Here is a 17,631-nt window from a genome sequence, read left to right as displayed (position 1 = left end):
CACGATGACCGGGGACCGCATTCACGACCCCCGGTCAGCACAACGCGCTCACGCGCCCATCTCTGCCCGCGCTACCCCAGCGCGGACCGCACCACGTCGGCGAGCCGTTCGGCGATCGCCCCGGCCTGCTCCTGCTCCTGGGCCTCGACCATGACGCGCACCTTCGGCTCGGTCCCGCTCGGCCGGAGCAGCACGCGCCCGGTCCCCCCCAGCTCGGCCTCGGCCTCGCGCACGGCGGCGGCCAGCTCCTCGGACTCATGGGTCCGGGACTTGTCCACCCCGGACACGTTGACCAGCACCTGCGGCAGCCGGGTCATCACCTTGGCCAGCTCCGCCAGGCCCAGCTGGCGCCGTGCCATCGCCGCGAGCAGGTACAGGCCGCACAGCACCCCGTCACCGGTGGTGGCGTGGTCGAGCAGGATCACGTGGCCGGACTGCTCACCGCCCAGGCTGAACCCGCCGCGTTTCATCTCCTCCAGCACGTAGCGGTCGCCCACCGCGGTCTCCAGGACGGCGATGCCCTCCCGCTCCATCGCCAGCTTCAGGCCCAGGTTGGACATGACCGTCACCACCAGGGTGTCCCCGGCCAGCCGTCCGGCCTCCTTGGCCTCCACGGCCAGGATCGCGAGGATGTGGTCACCGTCGACCACCCGCCCCTCGGCGTCCACGGCCAGGCACCGGTCGGCGTCGCCGTCGTTGGCGATACCGGCGTCCGCGCCGTGCGTCAGGACCGCCTCCCGGAGCGCGTCCAGGTGCGTGGAGCCGCAGCCCTCGTTGATGTTGCGCCCGTCCGGCCGGTCGCCGATCGTGACGACCTCGGCCCCCGCGCGGCGCAGCGCCTCGGGCGCCACCGCCGAGGAGGCCCCGTTGGCGCAGTCCACGACGACCTTCAGCCCGTCCAGGGGGTGCGGCAGCGACGCCAGCACGTGGTCGACGTAGCGCTCCACGCCGTCGGTGGCGTCGGTGACCCGGCCGACCTCGTCGCCCACGGCCGGGGTGGACGGCACGCCGAGCATGCCCTCGATCTCGTCCTCCAGCGCGTCCTCCAGCTTCTGGCCGCCCCGCGCGAAGAACTTGATCCCGTTGTCGGGGGCGGGGTTGTGGCTCGCGGAGAGCATGACGCCGAAGTCGGCGTCCAGCTCACCGGTCAGGAACGCGACGGCGGGGGTCGGCAGGACCCCGACCCGGACCACGTCGACACCGGTGCTCGCCAGCCCGGCGACCACGGCCGCCTCCAGGAACTCACCCGAGGCCCGCGGGTCCCGGCCGACGACCGCCAGGGGACGCCGCCCCTCGGTGCGCTCGGCCAGTACGCGGGCCGCCGCGATGGACAGCTCCAGGGCCAGTGAGGCGGTCAGGTCCCGACCGGCGACGCCCCGTACACCATCTGTTCCGAACAGCCGTGCCACAGGCCACAGCCCCTTTCGAGAACGGCGCCGCGTCCGGCGCCGGAGGAGAAGATCGACGTGGCGAAGTCGCCACCGGGTGAACGAAAAACCCGTACGCCGTCCCCGACTCGGGGACGACGCACGGGTGGAGACTCAGCCGAGCCAACGCCGGCGCATGAGCACTAGCGCTTGGAGAACTGGGGAGCCTTGCGCGCCTTCTTGAGACCGGCCTTCTTCCGCTCGACCTCGCGGGAGTCGCGGGTGAGGAAGCCGGCCTTCTTCAGGGTCGGGCGGTTGTTCTCCGGGTCCAGGGACGCGAGCGCACGGGCGATGCCGTGGCGCAGCGCACCGGCCTGGCCGCTGGTGCCGCCGCCGTCCAGACGGGCGAAGACGTCGTAGGCGCCGTCGAACCCGAGGGAGACGAACGGCTCCTTGATGGTCTGCTGGTGGACCTTGTCCGGGAAGTACACCTCGAGGGGCTTCCCGTTGACCTTCCACTCACCCGCCCCGGGGGTGATGCGGACACGGGCGACAGCCTGCTTACGGCGACCGGTGCCGGCGCTGGGGCCGGACGCGGTGGGGACGTAGGCGGCGGTCGTCTCCTCGGACTCGGTGGTGTACTCGGAGGGGAACTCCTCCGGGTTGTCCGCGTAGTCCTGGGCGACGTCTTCGATGCCGGTGGGCTCGACCACGGTTCTCCTCGTGCTTCCTGTAAAGTCTCGCGAACGCCTAGGCGGGCTGCTCGATCTTGCTGATTTCGAACGGCACCGGCTGCTGGGCCTGGTGCGGGTGCTCCGGACCGGCGTACACCTTGAGCTTCTTGGCCATCTGACGGCCGAGCGAACCCTTGGGCAGCATCCCCTTGACGGCCTTCTCGATGGCCCGCTCGGGGTTCTTCTCCAGCAGGTCGGCGTACGCGACGGAACGCAGACCGCCGGGGTAGCCGGAGTGCCGGTAGGCGCGCTTCTGAGCCAGCTTGTTGCCGGTCAGGGCGACCTTCTCCGCGTTCACGACGATCACGAAGTCGCCGGTGTCGATGTGGGGCGCGTAGTACGGCTTGTGCTTGCCCCGGAGGAGCGTGGCAACCTGGCTCGCCATACGCCCGAGCACGAGATCGGTGGCGTCGACGACATGCCACTGACGCTGAACATCGCTTGGTTTGGGGCTGTATGTGCGCACGATCGTTTGCCTTCGCTCTTCAGTCGGCTGCCCCATCCCTTACGGGGATGGCGGACTCGTATTACGAAACGCCGCCGCGGTTGCGGGGCGTTACTTGGCCGGATGTCCCATGCCAATGAGGACGATCCGGAGGTGAGTGCGCAGACGATGGTGCGTGGATCGGCACCCGACTTCTCGAGTCTGGGGCCCACGGCAACTCAACGCACAACGACGGAATATCCTACCCGGCCGCCATGCGCAGGTCAAAGCCAGCGGTGGGGCGACCCGGCAAGACCACGCCTGGCGGGAAAGCGCCGGCACGGGGTCACATCCGTGACCTCTCCGCCTTTTATTATGCCTGTCGCCGGGAGTGCTTCGTCCTGCCTTCGCCCCCGTGTTGGTTACGCTTGCACCGAAAGGCCGTTCTCCGCCCGCATCGACGGGCGCGGACGCGAATCGTGGAGACGCCCGTCACGGTGGCCCGAGCAGGGGCCCGGCGGCCGTCCAGTCCCCCCTCTGAGCCTTCGGAGACACCCATCAGTACGCACCCGAACCAGCCGCAGCCCGGCCCCGACGGGTACCCCACCGGCCGGGAGAGCGGTGACGGACAGGACCTGCTCGGCTCCGGCCCGGACCGGCCCGACGGTCAGCATCCCACATACGCCGCCCCGCCGGCGCACAACGCGCCGGGGCGGTACATGCCGCCTCCGCCCCACCCCGACGCCTACGGCCAGCCGCGGCCCCCCGAGGGACCGTTCCCGGGCACGGGCGGCCAGCAGGGCATGGGACATCTCACTCCGAGCGGCCCGAACCAGCCGCCGCGGCCCCCCTCCGGACCTCAGAGCGCGCTTCCGCCCCTTTCCCCGGGCCAGCAGGGACCCCAGGGACAACCGGGCCAGGCAGGCCCGTTCGGCCAGCAGGGACAGTCGGGGCCTACGGGACCACAGAGCCTGACGGGAAGCCAGGGGCAGCCGGGGCGACCCGGACAGCAGGAAGGCAGCCACCTCGGACCGAGCACTCCCGGCCCCACCGGGCAGACGGGCCCCCAGAGCCCGACGAACCAGGCAGGCCCGTTCGGACAGCAGGGACAGTCGGGGTTTCCCGGGCAACCCAGCCGGATGGGACCACAGAGTCTGACCGGACCCCAGGGGCAGCCGGGGCGACCCGGACAGCAGGGAGCCCAGGGACAACCGGGCCAGGCTGGCCCGTCCGGCCAGCAGGGGCAGACAGGCCCGACGGGACCACAGAGCCTGACGGGAAGCCAGGGGCAGCCGGGGCGACCCGGCCAGCAGGAAGGCAGCCACCTCGGACCGAGCACTCCCGGCCCAACCGGGCAGACGGGCCCCCAGGGCCGAGCGGGACAGGTGGGATTCGACGGACACACGGGACCTCGGCAGCAGGGACAACCCAACCCCCTGGGACAGGGCGGGCCCGGGGGCCCAGGACAGCACGGGCAGCCGGGGTTCTCCGGACAACGTGTTCAGGGCGCTCCTGGCCAGTCGGGGCCCCAGAGCCCGGCGGGCCAACCCGGACCGCAGGGACCGGGGGGCTTCCAGGGACAACAGGGACACCCCAGCCCGTACGGCCAACCGGGCCAGCCCCCGCAGGGTCCCGGACATCCGCCGACGCCCTTCCCCGGCGCCCCCTCGGGCGGCCAGCCCGCCATGGGTCTCCCGGCCGGACCGGCGCAGGGCGTGCCCATCAGCCCTCCGCCGTACGCGCGACAGCCCACCGAGCCCGCGTACCCGGTCGACCCCGCGGGCCCCACACAGCACATCCAGGCGGTCCCCGCGACCCCCGGCCGCCAGGCCGACCGCCCCCTCTACCGCGACGAGGTCCCCGACGACGCGGGCGCCGACACCGCGCAGTTCGACCTCCAGGACCTCGACGACTACGACGGCTACGCGGACCAGGGTCCCGGCTCCTCCCGGCGCTCCGGCGGCAGGACGAGGATCCTCCTCATCGCGGGGTTCGTCGCCCTCCTCGTCGTCGCCGGCGGCGGCGCGTTCCTCTTCGCCCGCGGCGGCTCCGAGTCCGGCGGCTCCTCCGGGGGCGGCGGCCAGGCCCCCGACACCCCGCTCGCCGCGGAGTCCCTCTTCCCGGAGTCCGTCGACATCGAGGGCGCGGGCACCTTCACCCGCGTCGCGACGAACGACACCGAGGAGTGCGCCACCGCCGCCCACGGCGGCTACGGCGACGTCCTCGCCGAGCAGGACTGCGCACAGGTCGTCCGGGCGTCCTACCTCAACGAGGACGAGACGCGCGCCGTCACGATCGGCGTGGCCACCCTGGGCACCGAGGGCCAGGCCGTGACCGCCCAGGACGGCCAGGACCTGGTCGGCGCCGACTGGTTCGCCGGGCTCGCGGGCGAGGAGGGCACCAGCGCCGAGCGGCTCGGCTACTCCGGCGGCCACGCCAGCAGCGGCCAGTGGAGCAACTTCCTCGTCTTCTCGCTGGCCGCCAACAGCGACGGCACCAACGCCCAGGAGGACTCGGAGATCGCGACCGAACTCCAGACGATCGGCGAGGGCTTCCTCGGCGAGGCCTTCGCCAGCCTCACCGACGGCTGACCCACGGTACGTGTGAGGGCGTCCGGTGCGCACCGGACGCCCTCACACGTACCCGCGGCTCAGTCCCGGTGCCCCGGACAGGGCAGCTCCCGGACCCTGCGCGTGGCCGACGCGCGCACGGCCAGCTCCTCGTCCGCCGGGTAGCGCACCTCCTCCAGGCTGAGCCCCTGCGGGCCCACCACGTGCACCGACGAGTCGCGCACAGCGGCCCCCAACACCTCTCCCGGCCACGTGACCCCCCGGCGGCCGTCCCCGACCGCCAGGAGCGCGCCCACGAGCGCGCGGACCATGTTGTGGCAGAAGGCGTCCGCCTGGATCGTCCCGCGCAGCAGGTACTCGTCCGTGCGCTCCCACTCCAGTCGCAGCAGCTCCCGGATCGTGGTGGCGCCCTCCCGCCTCCGGCAGAACGCCGCGAAGTCGTGCTCGCCCACGAGCCGCGCGGCCGCCTCGTTCATCCGGTCCGCGTCCAGCGGGCTCCGGTGCCAGAGCACGTGCCGACGCCACAGCGGGTCGACGCCGTAGGGCGCGTCGCTCACCAGGTAGGCGTACCGCCGGAACAGCGGCGAGAAGCGCGCGTCGAACCCGGGCGGCGCCACGCGCACCCCGGTCACCCGGACGTCCTTGGGCAGCACACCGGCCAGGCGGCGCGCCACCCGCTCCCCCTCGCTCTCCCAGGTGGCCGCCGGGACGTCCGCCTGGGCCACCTGGCCCCTGGCGTGCACCCCGGCGTCCGTGCGCCCCGCGCAGGTCAGCGACACCGAGGGCAGCCGCATCACCCGCGCCAGCGCCGCCTCCAGCTCACCCTGCACCGTGCGCCGACCGGGCTGCGTCGCCCACCCGGAGAAGTCCGTGCCGTCGTAGGCGATGTCCAGCCGGAGCCGGACCGTCGTGTCGTTCTCGTCCATCGCACCCATCCCGGAAGAACACGAGTGCCCGACCCCACGGGGATCGGGCACTCGACGAACGGTCGGCGGCGGGCCCTCGCCCGCACACACCGTGACCGCCCTACTTGCTCTCGGAGCTCTCCTCGGCGGGAGCCTCGACGGTCTCCTCGGCCGGGGCCTCGGTGGCCTCGGCGGCGGGGGCCGCGGCCGGGGCGGCCGGAGCCGCGAGCGCCTCGACCAGCTCGATGATCGCCATCGGGGCGTTGTCGCCCTTGCGCGGACCGATCTTGGTGATGCGCGTGTAACCGCCGGGGCGGTTCTCGTAGCGCGGGCCGATCTCGGTGAACAGCTCGTGCACGACCGACTTGTCCGTGATCTTGGTCAGGACCTGGCGGCGGGCGTGCAGGTCACCGCGCTTGCCGAGGGTGATGAGCTTCTCGGCGTACGGGCGCAGGCGCTTGGCCTTGGCCTCGGTGGTGCGGACACGGCCGTGCTGGAACAGCGCGGTGGCGAGGTTCGCCAGGATGTGCCGCTCGTGAGCGGGCCCGGAACCCAGACGGGCGCCCTTGGTAGGCGTGGGCATGGTGTCGTTCTCCTAGTGATGCGGTCCGCGGCCGCACTCGGCCGGGGACCATGTGGGCGACGAAGGTCGGTTAGTACTGCTCCGTCTCGACGAAGGACTGGCCCTCGTCGTCATCGGAGCCGTAGGAGTCCGCCGCGGCACTGGGGTCGAATCCGGGCGGGGAGTCCTTCAGGGACAGGCCCATGTCGACGAGCTTCTGCTTGACCTCGTCGATGGACTTGGCACCGAAGTTGCGGATGTCCAACAGGTCCTGCTCGGAGCGGGCAACCAGCTCGCCGACGCTGTGGATGCCCTCACGCTTGAGGCAGTTGTAGGACCGGACCGTCAGGTTGAGGTCCTCGATCGGCAGCGCCAGGTCCGCCGCGAGGGCGGCGTCCGTCGGCGACGGGCCCATGTCGATGCCCTCGGCGTCGACGTTGAGCTCACGCGCCAGACCGAACAGCTCGACCAGGGTCTTGCCCGCGCTGGCGACCGCGTCCCGGGGACGGATGGCCGGCTTGGTCTCGATGTCGACGATCAGACGGTCGAAGTCGGTGCGCTGCTCGACACGGGTGGCCTCGACCTTGTACGTCACGCGCAGCACGGGCGAGTAGATGGAGTCGATCGGGATCCGGCCGATCTCCTGGCCCGCCTGCTTGTTCTGCGTCGCCGAGACGTAACCGCGGCCGCGCTCGACCGTCAGCTCCATCTCCAGCTTGCCCTTGCCGTTGAGCGTGGCGATGTGCAGGTCGGGGTTGTGCACCTCGACACCGGCCGGCGGAGCGATGTCCGCGGCGGTCACCACACCCGGGCCCTGCTTGCGCAGGTACATCAGCACCGGCTCGTCGTGCTCGGAGCTGACGACCAGGCCCTTGAGGTTGAGGATCATCTCGGTGACGTCCTCCTTGACACCGGGCACGGTGGTGAACTCGTGCTCGACGCCCTCGATGCGGATGCTGGTGACAGCCGCGCCGGGGATGGAGGACAGCAGGGTGCGCCGAAGCGAGTTGCCGATGGTGTAGCCGAAGCCCGGCTCCAGCGGCTCGATGACGAACTTCGAACGCAGGTCCGAGACGGCTTCCTCGGTCAACGTGGGACGCTGTGCGATCAACATGGTCCGTGTCTTCCCTTCCACATGGCCGACCGCTATTTGACGGCCATCGGACGGACACCGCCCTGACGGCGGTGCCCACTACTCGGATTCCTACCCAGCCCGCGCGGCCCCGACGGGGACCACGCGGGCCAAGCGCCGCGTGCGCGTCCGCGCGGTAGGAGGCGCGGCGCGACGGCCGGGGGTCAGACCCGGCGGCGCTTGGGCGGACGGCAGCCGTTGTGCGGAACCGGGGTGACGTCCTGGATGGAGCCCACCTCGAGGCCGGTCGCGGTGAGCGAACGGATGGCGGTCTCCCGGCCGGAACCCGGGCCCTTCACGAAGACGTCCACCTTGCGGACGCCGTGCTCCTGGGCACGGCGCGCGGCGGCCTCGGCGGCCATCTGCGCGGCGTAGGGGGTCGACTTACGCGAACCCTTGAAGCCCACCTGTCCGGAGCTGGCCCACGAGATCACGGCACCGGTCGGGTCGGTGATGCTCACGATCGTGTTGTTGAACGTGCTCTTGATGTGAGCGTGTCCGTGGACAATGTTCTTCTTTTCCTTGCGGCGCACCTTGCGCGCGGCACCCTGCTGACGGCCCTTAGGCGGCATGAGCGAAACTCCCAGAGATCATCGGTCCGTGTGTGTGTCTCGGACGCGGTCGACAGTCCGAGCGGACTACTTCTTACCGGCCTTCTTCTTACCGGCCACGGTCTTCTTCTTGCCCTTGCGGGTGCGGGCGTTCGTCTGCGTGCGCTGACCGCGGACCGGGAGGCCACGACGGTGCCGGATGCCCTGGTAGCTGCCGATCTCCATCTTGCGACGGATGTCGGCCTGGACCTCACGACGCAGGTCACCCTCGACCTGGTAGTTGGCGTCGATCCACTCGCGCAGCTTGACCAGGTCCTCTTCGGACAGGTTGTAGACGCGCGTGTCTCCGTCGACACCGGTGTTCTTCAGCGTTTCGAGCGCGCGGGTGCGGCCGACCCCGAAGACGTACGTGAGAGCGATCTCCACCCGCTTGTCGCGGGGGAGGTCAACGCCGGCGATACGTGCCATGTGGGCGAGACTCCATCCAATGTGTGTGCGGAGGTCTGACCCGTTCCACCCTCCCGTCGCCCAACCGACGAGGCCCCGGCCTCCGACCGGGGGTGGTTCCCGGGCACTCCCGGGAATCGGAACAGGTGTTCGTTCTTGCTGGCCCTGAGGGGGACGCGTTCCCCCCGTCGGGCCGTCGCGACGCGGAAGCCGCGGCGAGCGCGGGTGCTAGCCCTGGCGCTGCTTGTGCCGCGGGTCCGAGCAAATGACCATGATCCGGCCGTTACGGCGGATCACGCGGCACTTCGCGCAGATCTTCTTCACGCTCGGCTTGACCTTCATGGTGACTCCGAACTCGATGTCACCCGCCCTGGGCCCTACGGCCCTCGACGGGCTACTTGTAGCGGTAAACGATGCGCCCGCGCGTGAGGTCGTACGGGCTCAGCTCCACGACGACGCGGTCGTCGGGGAGAATACGGATGTAGTTCATCCGCATCTTGCCGCTGATGTGGGCAAGGACCTGGTGCCCGTTGTCGAGCTCTACCTTGAACATAGCGTTGGGTAGGGACTCGACAACGGAACCCTCGATCTCGATGGCGCCGTCCTTCTTTGCCATGTCCTCCACGCCTCGCTCATCGATTGGTTGATCAGGACAACCCGACGGGTCCCCGTGCGCCCTCGCACGACACGACGGCCCCGACGGCGGTGCACGGAGGCCAACCGCCGTCGAAGCCAGAGCACACTGGAAGATCGGGTCAACTGCGAGAGCGTACGTCGTCGCGAGGACGGGGCACGGAGAAGGCAGACTGACCCAACAGCCCGCGTATGGGCAGTGTCAGTCTATCGCCTTCGGACAAGTGCTCCTAACCAACGGGCAGAGCAGCCTACACCGTCGGCCCGCCCGACGGAACAGCCATCCCTCAGGCCGAGCCGTCGTTCCCGCTCTGCCAGCGCTGGGCGGCGAGCACGCCCACGGTCACCACGCCCATCACGATCCCCCACGGGCCCAGCACCCACAGGAACCAGGGGTAGTCGTTCTCACCGGTGAGGAACAGGATGAGCCAGATGACGAAGCACAGGACGTTGACGCCGACGTAGAGCATCCACGGCACGAGCAGCGCGGGGTCGCGCATGCTGATCGGCGGCGGCGCCGCGAACTCGACGTCGCGCCGATCCCCGCCGCCCAGGTCCGCGAGGTCGCGTTCGGGCAGGTCCCGGGTGACCTCCGCCAGCTCACCGGCGGTCCGGGCCTTGTACGTCTGTCCCAGGCGTTCGGTGAACTCCTCCTGGTCCAGCCTGCCCTGGGCGAACTGTTCCTGGAGGAGCTGCGCGACGCGGTCGCGTTCGCCGTCGGACGTACGCATGGACGGAACCGGTTCGGACACCGCGCACACCTCGCATCTCCACCCGGCAGGTACCGCGCGCCGCCCCCGACGCGGAGGCGACTACCAGGTCGGCTGGACGAACCCCATCTCCGCGATTTTATCGCGGTTGGACTCGCGGGCGGTCAGGACGACGGGGCCCTCGGCGGTGATCGCCACCGAGTGCTCGAAGTGCGCCGCGCGCTTCCCGTCCCGGGTGACGACGGTCCAGCCGTCGTCCAGCTGGACCACGTCGTGCCGGCCCAGGGTGGTCATCGGCTCGATCGCCAGGCACATGCCCTCGACCAGGCGCTGGCCCTTGCCGCGGCGACCGTGGTTCAGCACGTGCGGGTCCATGTGCATCTCCGTGCCGATGCCGTGGCCGCCGTACTCGCGGACGTTGCCGTAGCCACCGTGCTTGGAGATGTGCGCGGCGATCGCGTGGCCGACGTCGCCCAGGCGCTTGCCGGGACGCAGTTGGGCGATCCCCTGCCACATGGACTCCTCGCAGACCTCCATCATCCGCAGGTCCTCCGGACGGCCCTGGCCGACCGCGACGGTGATCGCCGAGTCGCCGTGCCACCCGTCCAGGATCGCGCCGCAGTCGATGGAGATGATGTCGCCCTCGGCCAGCACCCGCTCGGCGCTGGGGATGCCGTGGACGACCTCCTCGTTGACCGAGGCGCAGATGGAGCCGGGGAAGCCGTGGTAGCCCTTGAACGACGGGACGGCCCCCGCGTCGCGGATCACCTTCTCCGCGACCGAGTCCAGCTCCAGGGTGGACACCCCGGGCCGCACCTCGGCCCGGAGGGTGTCCAGGGCGCGGGCCACGACCTGGCCCGCAGCCCTCATCCTGGCGATCTGTTCCGGCGTCTTGATCTGGACGTCCGGCTCCGCCTTACGGAACATCAGGCGCCGGCCTTTCGCGCCTTGTCCTCGATGGCGGCCTTGGCGCGGGCCGTCACGTCCTCCACGGCGCCCGCCGCGGCGATGGTGGCCAGCAGCCCCTCGGACGCGTAGAACTCGACGAGCGGAGCGGTCTGGTCCCGGTAGACCTTGAGGCGGTGACGGATCGTCTCCTCGCGGTCGTCCTCGCGCTGGTAGAGCTCGGCGCCCTCGGCGTCGCACCGACCCGCGGTCTTCGGCGCGTCGTACTCCACGTGGTAGACCCGGCCGCACTCGGGGCAGGACCGACGGCCCGAGAGCCGCCTGACGACCTCGTCCTCGTCGACCCTCAGCTCCAGCACGACGTCCAGGGTCGTGTCGAGCTCCCCGAGCATCTCCCGGAGCTTCTCGGCCTGGGGGACGTTGCGGGGGAAACCGTCGAGCAGGAAGCCCGGGGCCGCGTCGTCCTGAGCCAGGCGGTCCTTGACCATGGCGTTCGTGACCTCGTCGGGGACGAGGTCGCCGCGGTCCATGTACTCCTTGGCCTTCTTGCCCAGTTCGGTGCCGCCGCTGACGTTCGCCCGGAAGATGTCGCCCGTGGACACCTTGGGGACCGACAACTCGGCCGCGAGGATCTGGGCCTGGGTGCCCTTACCGGCCCCAGGGGGTCCCACCAATACTGCACGCATTTATCGCAGAAAACCTTCGTAGTTCCTCTGCTGGAGGTGACTCTCGATCTGCTTCACCGTGTCCAGCCCGACACCGACCATGATCAGGATGCTCGTACCGCCGAAGGGGAAGTTCATCGAGGCGCCGGTGGCGCCCAGAGCCACCATCGGCAGGAGAGCGATCACGCCCAGGTACAGGGAGCCGGGCGTCGTCAGCCGCTTCAACACGTGGTCGAGGTACTCGGCGGTCGGACGCCCCGGCCGGATACCCGGGATGAACCCACCGTACTTCTTCATGTTGTCGGCCACCTCAACGGGGTTGAAGGTAATGGCCACGTAGAAGAACGCGAAGCCGACGATCATGAGGAAGAACGTGACCATGTACACGGGGTGCGTACCGGTGAGGAAGTAGGTCTGGAGCGTCCGGACGACGACGTTGTCCGTCTCCGGCCCGACCAGGTTCACGATCATCTGCGGCAGGAACAGCATCGACGAGGCGAAGATCACGGGGATGATGCCCGCCTGGTTGACCTTCAGCGGGATGTACGTGGAGCTGCCGCCGTACATCCGGCGCCCCACCATCCGCTTGGCGTACTGCACCGGGATGCGGCGCTGCGCCTGCTCGATGAAGACCACGGCCGTCACCAGGGCCAGGCCCGCGATGCAGATGATGGTGAAGACCCAGACCGAGCGCTCCTCGTACATGCCCATGATCGACGCCGGGAACATGGCGACGACGGTCGTGAAGATCAGGAGCGACATGCCGTTGCCGACGCCGCGCTCGGTGATGAGCTCACCGAACCACATGACCACCGCGGTACCGGCGGTCATCACGAAGACCATGGTGACCAGGGTGATGATGTCCTGGTTGGGCATGTAGGCCTGGACCGGGATCACGCCCTGGAAGAGCAGGTCGGTGCGGGCCATGGCCACGATGCTGGTCGACTGCAGGACCGCGAGCATCAGGGTGAGGTAGCGGGTGTACTGCGTGATCTTCGCCTGGCCGGCCTGGCCCTCCTTCTTGAGGGACTCCAGGCGGGGGATGACCACCGTCAGCAGGTTGATGATGATGCTCGCGGTGATGTAGGGCATGACCCCGAGCGCGAACACCGCCAGTTGCAGCAGAGCGCCACCACTGAACAGGTTGACGAGCGCGTACACGCCGGTCTCGTCCCCTGCCCGAAGCGCCTCCATCTGGTCCCGGATCGCCGCCGAGTTGATACCCGGCGCGGGAATGACCGACCCCAGACGGAACAGCGTCAGGATGAACAGTGTGAACAGCAACTTGTTGCGCAGATCGGGCGTGCGGAATGCACGGACGAACGCACCTAGCACGTCTCCTCCTGCGCGATTTCGGCGGCGGAACGGGTTCCAGACATCGCGGCCGATCCTGAATCGTCGTAGATCGTCAGCACGGGGCACGCGCCCGGTGCTCGGAAGTATTCACATTACGTCAAGCGGGGGGCTCGAACAGATGGCACTGTAACAGTGATCACCCGCTCACGGCGGACCGACCGTCATAACGATCGACGCTCGCAACGCGCGAGGGCGCCCGCCGACGGGTCTGTCACTGACCTGCCGGGCGGGCGCCCCTGGAGTCGCATCGCGGGGAAGACCCCTACAGCTCGGTGGCGGAGCCACCGGCGGCGGTGATCTTCTCCTTCGCCGAGGCGGAGAACGCGTGCACGCTCACCTGGACGGCGACGGTGATCTCACCGGTCCCCAGCACCTTGACGGGCTGGTTCTTGCGAACCGCGCCCTTGGCGACCAGGTCCTCGACCGTGACCGCGCCACCCTCGGGGTAGAGCTCGGTCAGGCGGTCCAGGTTGACGACCTGGTAGGTCGTCTTGAACCGGGCGTTGCTGAAGCCCTTCAGCTTGGGCACCCGCCTGATGAGCGGCATCTGACCGCCCTCGAAGCCGGGACGCACCGTGTTACGAGCCTTCGTGCCCTTGGTGCCGCGACCGGCGGTCTTGCCCTTGGACGCCTCGCCGCGGCCCTTGCGGGTCTTGGCCTTGTTGGCACCCGGGGCCGGCCGCAGGTGGTGCAGCTTGAGCAGCTCGTCGGGGTTGTAGTCGCTCATTCGGCAACCTCCTCGACAGAGACGAGGTGCGAGACGATCGTGATCTGCCCGCGAACCTCGGGGCGGTCCTCACGGACGGTGGACTTGCCGATCCGGCCCAGGCCCAGCGACTGGAGGGCAGCGTGCTGCTTCTCCTTGCCGCCGATCTTGGAACGGGTCTGCGTGATCTTGAGCTTGGCCATGGTCAGGCTCCTGCCTTCGCCTCGGCACGAGCACGCAGGAGCGCGGCCGGAGCGATGTCCTCGATCGGCAGGCCACGGCGGGCGGCGATCTCCTCGGGCTGGTTGAGGCCCTTCAGAGCCGCCACGGTGGCGTGCACGATGTTCAGCGGGTTCGACGAACCGAGCGACTTGCTCAGGACGTCGTGGATGCCGGCGCACTCCAGAACGGCGCGCACGGGACCACCGGCGATGACACCGGTACCCGGGGCGGCCGGACGGAGCAGGACGACGCCGGCGGCGTCCTCGCCCTGGACCTGGTGCACGATCGTGCCCTGGACGCGGGGAACGCGGAAGAAGTTCTTCTTCGCCTCCTCGACGCCCTTGGCGATCGCGGCCGGGACCTCCTTGGCCTTGCCGTAACCGACACCGACCATGCCGTTGCCGTCGCCGACGACGACCAGGGCGGTGAAGGAGAAGCGACGGCCGCCCTTGACGACCTTCGCGACCCGGTTGATGGTCACGACCTTCTCGATGTAGGAGACACCCTTGTCTGCGGCGCCGCCGCGGCGATCGTCACGGCGATCACGCCGCTCGCCACCGGCGCCGCGCCGCGGTGCTGCAGCCATCAGTGGTTCCTCTTCTCGTGGTTGATCTTGCCAAGTACAGAGGTCATCGGCTAGAACTCCAGTCCGCCCTCGCGCGCCGCGTCGGCGAGCTTGGCGATACGGCCGGCGTACTGGTTACCGCCGCGGTCGAACACGACCTTGGAGACACCCGCCTCCTTCGCGCGCTGCGCGAGGAGTTCGCCCACCTTGGCGGACCTGTCGGACTTGGTGCCGTCGAGCCCACGAACGTCCGCCTCGACGGAGGAGGCGGCGGCCAGCGTGTGGCCCTTCGTGTCGTCGATGACCTGCGCGACGATGTGCTTGGAGGAGCGGAACACGGCCAGACGCGGACGCTCGGCGGTGCCCAGCACCTTCTTGCGGACGCGGAACTGGCGGCGCGCACGCGAGGTGGTGCGCTTGGCGGTCCGCTTGCGGCTCACGGTGATGCCCATGCCTACTTACCAGCCTTTCCGGCCTTGCGGCGGATGTGCTCACCCTGGTACCGCACGCCCTTGGCCTTGTACGGGTCAGGCTTGCGCAGACCGCGAATGTTCGCCGCCACCTGGCCCACCAGCTGCTTGTCGATGCCCTCGACGTGGAGGAGGGTCGGCTTCTCGACGCGGAAGGTGATGCCCTCCGGGGGCTCCACCACGACGGGGTGGCTGTAGCCCAGCGAGAACTCCAGGTTGGAACCGCGCGCCTGGACGCGGTAACCCACACCGTGGATCTCCAGCGTCTTGGCGTAGCCCTTGGAGACACCCTCGATGAGGTTGGCGATCAGCGCACGGGTCAGACCGTGCAGCGACCGGTTCTCCGGCTTGTCGTCGGGACGCGCCACCGTGACGACGCCGGTCTCGTCCTTGGAGACGGTGATCGGCTCGGTGACGGTGTGCTTGAGTTCGCCCTTCGGCCCCTTGACAGTGACGTCTTGCCCGTCAATCGTGACTTCGACGCCCTTGGGGACCGAGATCGGCAGTCGACCGATACGCGACATGCTTCAATCTCTCCCTGTTACCAGACGTAGGCGAGGACTTCGCCGCCAACGCCACGCTTCTTGGCCTGCTTGTCGGTCATCAGGCCGCCGGACGTCGAAATGATCGCCACGCCGAGCCCACCCAGCACCCGGGGCAGGTTCTCCTTCTTCGCGTACACGCGCAGACCGGGCTTGGAGACCCGGCGGATGCCCGCGATGGAGCGCTCACGGGTGGGGCCGTACTTCAGCTCCAGGACGAGGCTCTTGCCGACCTCGGCCTCCTCGGAACGCCAGCCCTGGATGTAGCCCTCCTGCTGGAGGATCTCGGCGATGTGCGCCTTGATCTTGGAATACGGCATGGCCACGGTGTCGTGGTACGCCGAATTCGCGTTGCGCAGACGCGTCAGCATGTCTGCGATCGGGTCGGTCATCGTCATGGCCGACTGGCCCTTCCTCACCGCGGTTTCCGAGTGCGGGCCTTCCCAGGGCCTGTACCTGCACGGGTGATCCCGTGAGGATGCACAAACGGACCTACGGCGTGGTCGTGGGCACCGCGATCCCCGAGGGGACTGCCGTGCCCTGATGGTTGGTTGGTACCGGACCGAATCCCGCCCGCGGCGGGTCCGGCCACTGCTGGTGAGCCACGGAGCGGTGGCTCCGGGGGGCGGCCCCGTGATCCTCCCTCGACGAGAGGTCCCACGGGGCCGTCCCCACCGGGAGCTACCAGCTCGACTTGGCGATGCCGGGCAGCTCGCCCCGGTGGGCCATCTCGCGGAAGCAGATACGGCACAGGCCGAACTTCCGGTAGACGGCGCGGGGGCGGCCGCACCGCGAGCATCGAGTATACGCGCGAACGGCGAACTTCGGCTTGCGGGCCGCCTTCGCGATCAGGGACTTCTTAGCCATCTGTGGTTACCCCTCAGGCTTCCTTGAACGGGAAACCGAGCCGCTTGAGCAGGCTGCGGCCCTGGTCGTCGTTGGTCGCCGTGGTGACGACCGTGATGTCCATGCCACGCTGCCGGTCGACCTTGTCCGGGTCCACCTCGTGGAACATGACCTGCTCGGTCAGGCCGAAGGTGTAGTTCCCGTTCCCGTCGAACTGCTTCGGGGACAGACCGCGGAAGTCCCGGATCCGGGGCAGGGCCAGCGAGAGCAGCCGGTCGAGGAACTCCCACATCCGGTCGCCGCGCAGCGTGACGCTGGCGCCGATCGGCTGACCCTCGCGCAGCTTGAACTGCGCGATGGAGTTCTTCGCGCGGTTGATCCGCGGCTTCTGCCCGGTGATCGCCGACAGGTCGGCGATCGCGCCCTGGATCAGCTTCGCGTCCCGCGCCGCCTCGCCGACACCCATGTTGACCACGATCTTCGTCAGACCGGGGATCTGCATGATGTTGGCGAGCTCGAACTCCTCCTTGAGGGCGGGAGCGATCTCGTTACGGTACTTCTCCTTCAGCCGCGGCATCGGAGGGACCGTGATGTCGTTGGTAACCGTCATCAGATGTCCTTACCAGTGCGGCGGGAGACCCGAACCTTGGTTCCGTCTTCCTCGAAGCGGTAGCCCGCCCGGGAGGCCTTCCCGTTCTCCACGAGCGCGACGTTGCTCACGTGGATCGGGGCCTCCTTGGTGACGACCTCGCCCTGCTGGCCGCCCGCCGGGTTGGCCTTCCTGTGCTTCTTGACCAGGTTGACGCCCTCGACGACGACACGGTCCTCGCGCGGCATGGCCTTGACGACCTTGCCCGTGGCACCCTTGTCCTTGCCGGCGATGACGATGACCTCGTCGCCAGATTTGATCTTCATCGCCTACAGCACCTCCGGCGCAAGCGAAATGATGCGCATGAACTTCTTGTCCCGCAGCTCGCGGCCGACCGGGCCGAAGATACGGGTGCCTCGCGGGTCCCCACCGTCCTTGATGAGCACGGCAGCGTTCTCATCGAAGCGGATGTAGGAGCCGTCGGGCCGGCGGCGCTCCTTGACGGTGCGCACGACAACGGCCTTGACGACGTCGCCCTTCTTGACTCCAGCGCCAGGCAGGGCGTCCTTCACCGTGGCGACGATCGTGTCGCCGATCCCGGCGTAGCGCCGACCCGAGCCACCGAGAACACGGATGGTGAGGATCTCCTTGGCACCCGTGTTGTCGGCGACCTTGAGTCGCGACTCCTGCTGAATCACGTCTGCTCCTGATGTGATGCGTGCGGTCCAC

26 protein-coding genes are annotated in these 17,631 nt (G+C 69.3%); 2 read left to right on the top strand and 24 right to left on the bottom strand.

The window, feature by feature from the left end; translation table 11 throughout:
* Positions 1-71: 71 nt before the first annotated feature.
* The 3 genes from glmM to rplM all read right to left on the bottom strand — a co-directional run bounded on the left by glmM (position 72) and on the right by rplM (position 2,567).
* Complete coding sequence (gene glmM / locus AB0I72_RS10545) at positions 72-1,409, bottom strand: phosphoglucosamine mutase (protein ID WP_358565363.1); 1,338 nt, start codon at positions 1,407-1,409, stop codon at positions 72-74.
* A gap of 161 nt (positions 1,410-1,570) precedes the next feature.
* Complete coding sequence (gene rpsI / locus AB0I72_RS10540; protein WP_358565360.1) at positions 1,571-2,080, bottom strand: 30S ribosomal protein S9; 510 nt, start codon at positions 2,078-2,080, stop codon at positions 1,571-1,573.
* A 37-nt stretch (positions 2,081-2,117) separates the two neighbouring features.
* On the bottom strand, positions 2,118-2,567 hold the full coding sequence (rplM, locus tag AB0I72_RS10535; protein ID WP_358565357.1) for a 50S ribosomal protein L13: 450 nt from the start codon (positions 2,565-2,567) through the stop codon (positions 2,118-2,120).
* A 1,673-nt stretch (positions 2,568-4,240) separates the two neighbouring features.
* Here rplM and AB0I72_RS10530 point away from each other — a divergent pair.
* Entirely contained in the window at positions 4,241-5,116 is an 876-nt protein-coding gene (locus AB0I72_RS10530; RefSeq protein WP_358565354.1) for a hypothetical protein, read from the top strand.
* A gap of 59 nt (positions 5,117-5,175) precedes the next feature.
* Here AB0I72_RS10530 and truA read toward each other — a convergent pair whose 3' ends face one another.
* The 17 genes from truA to rpsH all read right to left on the bottom strand — a co-directional run bounded on the left by truA (position 5,176) and on the right by rpsH (position 15,859).
* Positions 5,176-6,021, bottom strand: a complete 846-nt coding sequence (gene truA / locus AB0I72_RS10525; protein WP_358565351.1) for a tRNA pseudouridine(38-40) synthase TruA — start codon at positions 6,019-6,021, stop codon at positions 5,176-5,178.
* Positions 6,022-6,121: 100 nt separating this feature from the next.
* Positions 6,122-6,583, bottom strand: a complete 462-nt coding sequence (gene rplQ, locus AB0I72_RS10520) for a 50S ribosomal protein L17 (RefSeq protein ID WP_358565348.1) — start codon at positions 6,581-6,583, stop codon at positions 6,122-6,124.
* A gap of 70 nt (positions 6,584-6,653) precedes the next feature.
* The gene (locus AB0I72_RS10515) at positions 6,654-7,676 is read right to left on the bottom strand and encodes a DNA-directed RNA polymerase subunit alpha (protein ID WP_358565345.1); all 1,023 of its coding nucleotides are present in this window, start codon (positions 7,674-7,676) and stop codon (positions 6,654-6,656) included.
* A 182-nt stretch (positions 7,677-7,858) separates the two neighbouring features.
* The gene (gene rpsK / locus AB0I72_RS10510; protein WP_017598561.1) at positions 7,859-8,266 is read right to left on the bottom strand and encodes a 30S ribosomal protein S11; all 408 of its coding nucleotides are present in this window, start codon (positions 8,264-8,266) and stop codon (positions 7,859-7,861) included.
* 66 nt (positions 8,267-8,332) lie between these two features.
* Positions 8,333-8,713, bottom strand: a complete 381-nt coding sequence (gene rpsM, locus AB0I72_RS10505) for a 30S ribosomal protein S13 (RefSeq protein WP_075928291.1) — start codon at positions 8,711-8,713, stop codon at positions 8,333-8,335.
* Positions 8,714-8,920: 207 nt separating this feature from the next.
* Entirely contained in the window at positions 8,921-9,034 is a 114-nt protein-coding gene (gene rpmJ / locus AB0I72_RS10500; protein ID WP_013156136.1) for a 50S ribosomal protein L36, read from the bottom strand.
* Between the two features lie 52 nt (positions 9,035-9,086).
* Positions 9,087-9,308, bottom strand: coding sequence for a translation initiation factor IF-1 (gene infA, locus AB0I72_RS10495; RefSeq protein ID WP_013156135.1), 222 nt, complete (start codon positions 9,306-9,308; stop codon positions 9,087-9,089).
* Between the two features lie 304 nt (positions 9,309-9,612).
* Positions 9,613-10,077, bottom strand: a complete 465-nt coding sequence (locus tag AB0I72_RS10490; RefSeq protein ID WP_358565340.1) for a DUF1707 domain-containing protein — start codon at positions 10,075-10,077, stop codon at positions 9,613-9,615.
* A 60-nt stretch (positions 10,078-10,137) separates the two neighbouring features.
* Positions 10,138-10,962 (bottom strand): type I methionyl aminopeptidase, encoded by an 825-nt coding sequence (map, locus tag AB0I72_RS10485; protein ID WP_358565337.1) that lies wholly within the window; start codon positions 10,960-10,962, stop codon positions 10,138-10,140.
* On the bottom strand, positions 10,962-11,627 hold the full coding sequence (locus AB0I72_RS10480) for an adenylate kinase (RefSeq protein ID WP_358565333.1): 666 nt from the start codon (positions 11,625-11,627) through the stop codon (positions 10,962-10,964). Before AB0I72_RS10480 ends, map begins: the two co-directional genes overlap by 1 nt.
* The gene (secY, locus tag AB0I72_RS10475) at positions 11,628-12,941 is read right to left on the bottom strand and encodes a preprotein translocase subunit SecY (RefSeq protein ID WP_358565330.1); all 1,314 of its coding nucleotides are present in this window, start codon (positions 12,939-12,941) and stop codon (positions 11,628-11,630) included. It abuts the gene before it with no gap.
* 283 nt (positions 12,942-13,224) lie between these two features.
* A complete protein-coding gene (gene rplO / locus AB0I72_RS10470; protein ID WP_358565327.1) occupies positions 13,225-13,689 on the bottom strand; it encodes a 50S ribosomal protein L15 in 465 nt (154 codons plus the stop codon).
* The gene (gene rpmD / locus AB0I72_RS10465; RefSeq protein WP_017598554.1) at positions 13,686-13,871 is read right to left on the bottom strand and encodes a 50S ribosomal protein L30; all 186 of its coding nucleotides are present in this window, start codon (positions 13,869-13,871) and stop codon (positions 13,686-13,688) included. The genes rplO and rpmD overlap by 4 nt, the downstream gene beginning before the upstream one ends.
* Before the next feature lie 2 nt (positions 13,872-13,873).
* A complete protein-coding gene (rpsE, locus tag AB0I72_RS10460; RefSeq protein WP_017598553.1) occupies positions 13,874-14,476 on the bottom strand; it encodes a 30S ribosomal protein S5 in 603 nt (200 codons plus the stop codon).
* Between the two features lie 50 nt (positions 14,477-14,526).
* The gene (rplR, locus tag AB0I72_RS10455) at positions 14,527-14,907 is read right to left on the bottom strand and encodes a 50S ribosomal protein L18 (RefSeq protein ID WP_358565322.1); all 381 of its coding nucleotides are present in this window, start codon (positions 14,905-14,907) and stop codon (positions 14,527-14,529) included.
* 2 nt (positions 14,908-14,909) lie between these two features.
* Positions 14,910-15,449: a 50S ribosomal protein L6 gene (rplF, locus tag AB0I72_RS10450; RefSeq protein WP_358565319.1), complete on the bottom strand. Its 540-nt coding sequence runs from the start codon at positions 15,447-15,449 to the stop codon at positions 14,910-14,912.
* A gap of 17 nt (positions 15,450-15,466) precedes the next feature.
* Positions 15,467-15,859, bottom strand: a complete 393-nt coding sequence (gene rpsH, locus AB0I72_RS10445) for a 30S ribosomal protein S8 (RefSeq protein ID WP_358565634.1) — start codon at positions 15,857-15,859, stop codon at positions 15,467-15,469.
* Here rpsH and AB0I72_RS10440 point away from each other — a divergent pair.
* Complete coding sequence (locus AB0I72_RS10440) at positions 15,786-15,935, top strand: hypothetical protein (RefSeq protein WP_358565664.1); 150 nt, start codon at positions 15,786-15,788, stop codon at positions 15,933-15,935. The genes rpsH and AB0I72_RS10440 overlap by 74 nt on opposite strands.
* A 213-nt stretch (positions 15,936-16,148) precedes the next feature.
* Here the strand turns inward: AB0I72_RS10440 and AB0I72_RS10435 are convergent, their stop codons facing one another.
* From AB0I72_RS10435 to rplN, 4 genes are read right to left on the bottom strand one after another with little or no spacing between them, the layout of a single operon-like run.
* The gene (locus AB0I72_RS10435; protein ID WP_017598549.1) at positions 16,149-16,334 is read right to left on the bottom strand and encodes a type Z 30S ribosomal protein S14; all 186 of its coding nucleotides are present in this window, start codon (positions 16,332-16,334) and stop codon (positions 16,149-16,151) included.
* 13 nt (positions 16,335-16,347) lie between these two features.
* Complete coding sequence (gene rplE, locus AB0I72_RS10430; protein WP_358565308.1) at positions 16,348-16,923, bottom strand: 50S ribosomal protein L5; 576 nt, start codon at positions 16,921-16,923, stop codon at positions 16,348-16,350.
* The gene (rplX, locus tag AB0I72_RS10425; RefSeq protein WP_358565305.1) at positions 16,923-17,228 is read right to left on the bottom strand and encodes a 50S ribosomal protein L24; all 306 of its coding nucleotides are present in this window, start codon (positions 17,226-17,228) and stop codon (positions 16,923-16,925) included. The genes rplE and rplX overlap by 1 nt, the downstream gene beginning before the upstream one ends.
* 3 nt (positions 17,229-17,231) lie before the next feature.
* Positions 17,232-17,600 carry a 50S ribosomal protein L14 gene (rplN, locus tag AB0I72_RS10420; RefSeq protein ID WP_075928301.1) on the bottom strand — a complete coding sequence of 123 codons (369 nt, stop codon included), beginning with the start codon at positions 17,598-17,600 and terminating at the stop codon, positions 17,232-17,234.
* Between the last annotated feature and the right edge of the window lie 31 nt (positions 17,601-17,631).

Source organism: Nocardiopsis sp. NPDC049922, assembly GCF_040660275.1.
In the GTDB taxonomy this organism is placed as follows: Bacteria; Actinomycetota; Actinomycetes; order Streptosporangiales; family Streptosporangiaceae; genus Nocardiopsis.
This window is presented reverse-complemented; position numbering and strand designations above follow the sequence as displayed.

Excerpts from the sequence above, each read along its gene's own strand:
- rpsH (WP_358565634.1), bottom strand. The coding sequence starts at position 15,859 with ATGACCGACCCGATCGCAGACATGCTGACGCGTCTGCGCAACGCGAAT.
- rpsK (WP_017598561.1), bottom strand. The coding sequence starts at position 8,266 with ATGCCGCCTAAGGGCCGTCAGCAGGGTGCCGCGCGCAAGGTGCGCCGC.
- infA (WP_013156135.1), bottom strand. The coding sequence starts at position 9,308 with ATGGCAAAGAAGGACGGCGCCATCGAGATCGAGGGTTCCGTTGTCGAG.
- rpsE (WP_017598553.1), bottom strand. The coding sequence starts at position 14,476 with ATGGCTGCAGCACCGCGGCGCGGCGCCGGTGGCGAGCGGCGTGATCGC.
- rpmJ (WP_013156136.1), bottom strand. The coding sequence starts at position 9,034 with ATGAAGGTCAAGCCGAGCGTGAAGAAGATCTGCGCGAAGTGCCGCGTG.
- AB0I72_RS10480 (WP_358565333.1), bottom strand. The coding sequence starts at position 11,627 with ATGCGTGCAGTATTGGTGGGACCCCCTGGGGCCGGTAAGGGCACCCAG.
- rplR (WP_358565322.1), bottom strand. The coding sequence starts at position 14,907 with ATGGGCATCACCGTGAGCCGCAAGCGGACCGCCAAGCGCACCACCTCG.
- rplX (WP_358565305.1), bottom strand. The coding sequence starts at position 17,228 with ATGAAGATCAAATCTGGCGACGAGGTCATCGTCATCGCCGGCAAGGAC.
- rpsM (WP_075928291.1), bottom strand. The coding sequence starts at position 8,713 with ATGGCACGTATCGCCGGCGTTGACCTCCCCCGCGACAAGCGGGTGGAG.
- rplQ (WP_358565348.1), bottom strand. The coding sequence starts at position 6,583 with ATGCCCACGCCTACCAAGGGCGCCCGTCTGGGTTCCGGGCCCGCTCAC.
- AB0I72_RS10515 (WP_358565345.1), bottom strand. The coding sequence starts at position 7,676 with ATGTTGATCGCACAGCGTCCCACGTTGACCGAGGAAGCCGTCTCGGAC.
- rplF (WP_358565319.1), bottom strand. The coding sequence starts at position 15,449 with ATGTCGCGTATCGGTCGACTGCCGATCTCGGTCCCCAAGGGCGTCGAA.
- rplO (WP_358565327.1), bottom strand. The coding sequence starts at position 13,689 with ATGAGCGACTACAACCCCGACGAGCTGCTCAAGCTGCACCACCTGCGG.
- rplE (WP_358565308.1), bottom strand. The coding sequence starts at position 16,923 with ATGACGGTTACCAACGACATCACGGTCCCTCCGATGCCGCGGCTGAAG.
- AB0I72_RS10440 (WP_358565664.1), top strand. The coding sequence starts at position 15,786 with ATGGCCACGGTGTCGTGGTACGCCGAATTCGCGTTGCGCAGACGCGTC.
- AB0I72_RS10435 (WP_017598549.1), bottom strand. The coding sequence starts at position 16,334 with ATGGCTAAGAAGTCCCTGATCGCGAAGGCGGCCCGCAAGCCGAAGTTC.
- rpmD (WP_017598554.1), bottom strand. The coding sequence starts at position 13,871 with ATGGCCAAGCTCAAGATCACGCAGACCCGTTCCAAGATCGGCGGCAAG.
- map (WP_358565337.1), bottom strand. The coding sequence starts at position 10,962 with ATGTTCCGTAAGGCGGAGCCGGACGTCCAGATCAAGACGCCGGAACAG.
- truA (WP_358565351.1), bottom strand. The coding sequence starts at position 6,021 with ATGGACGAGAACGACACGACGGTCCGGCTCCGGCTGGACATCGCCTAC.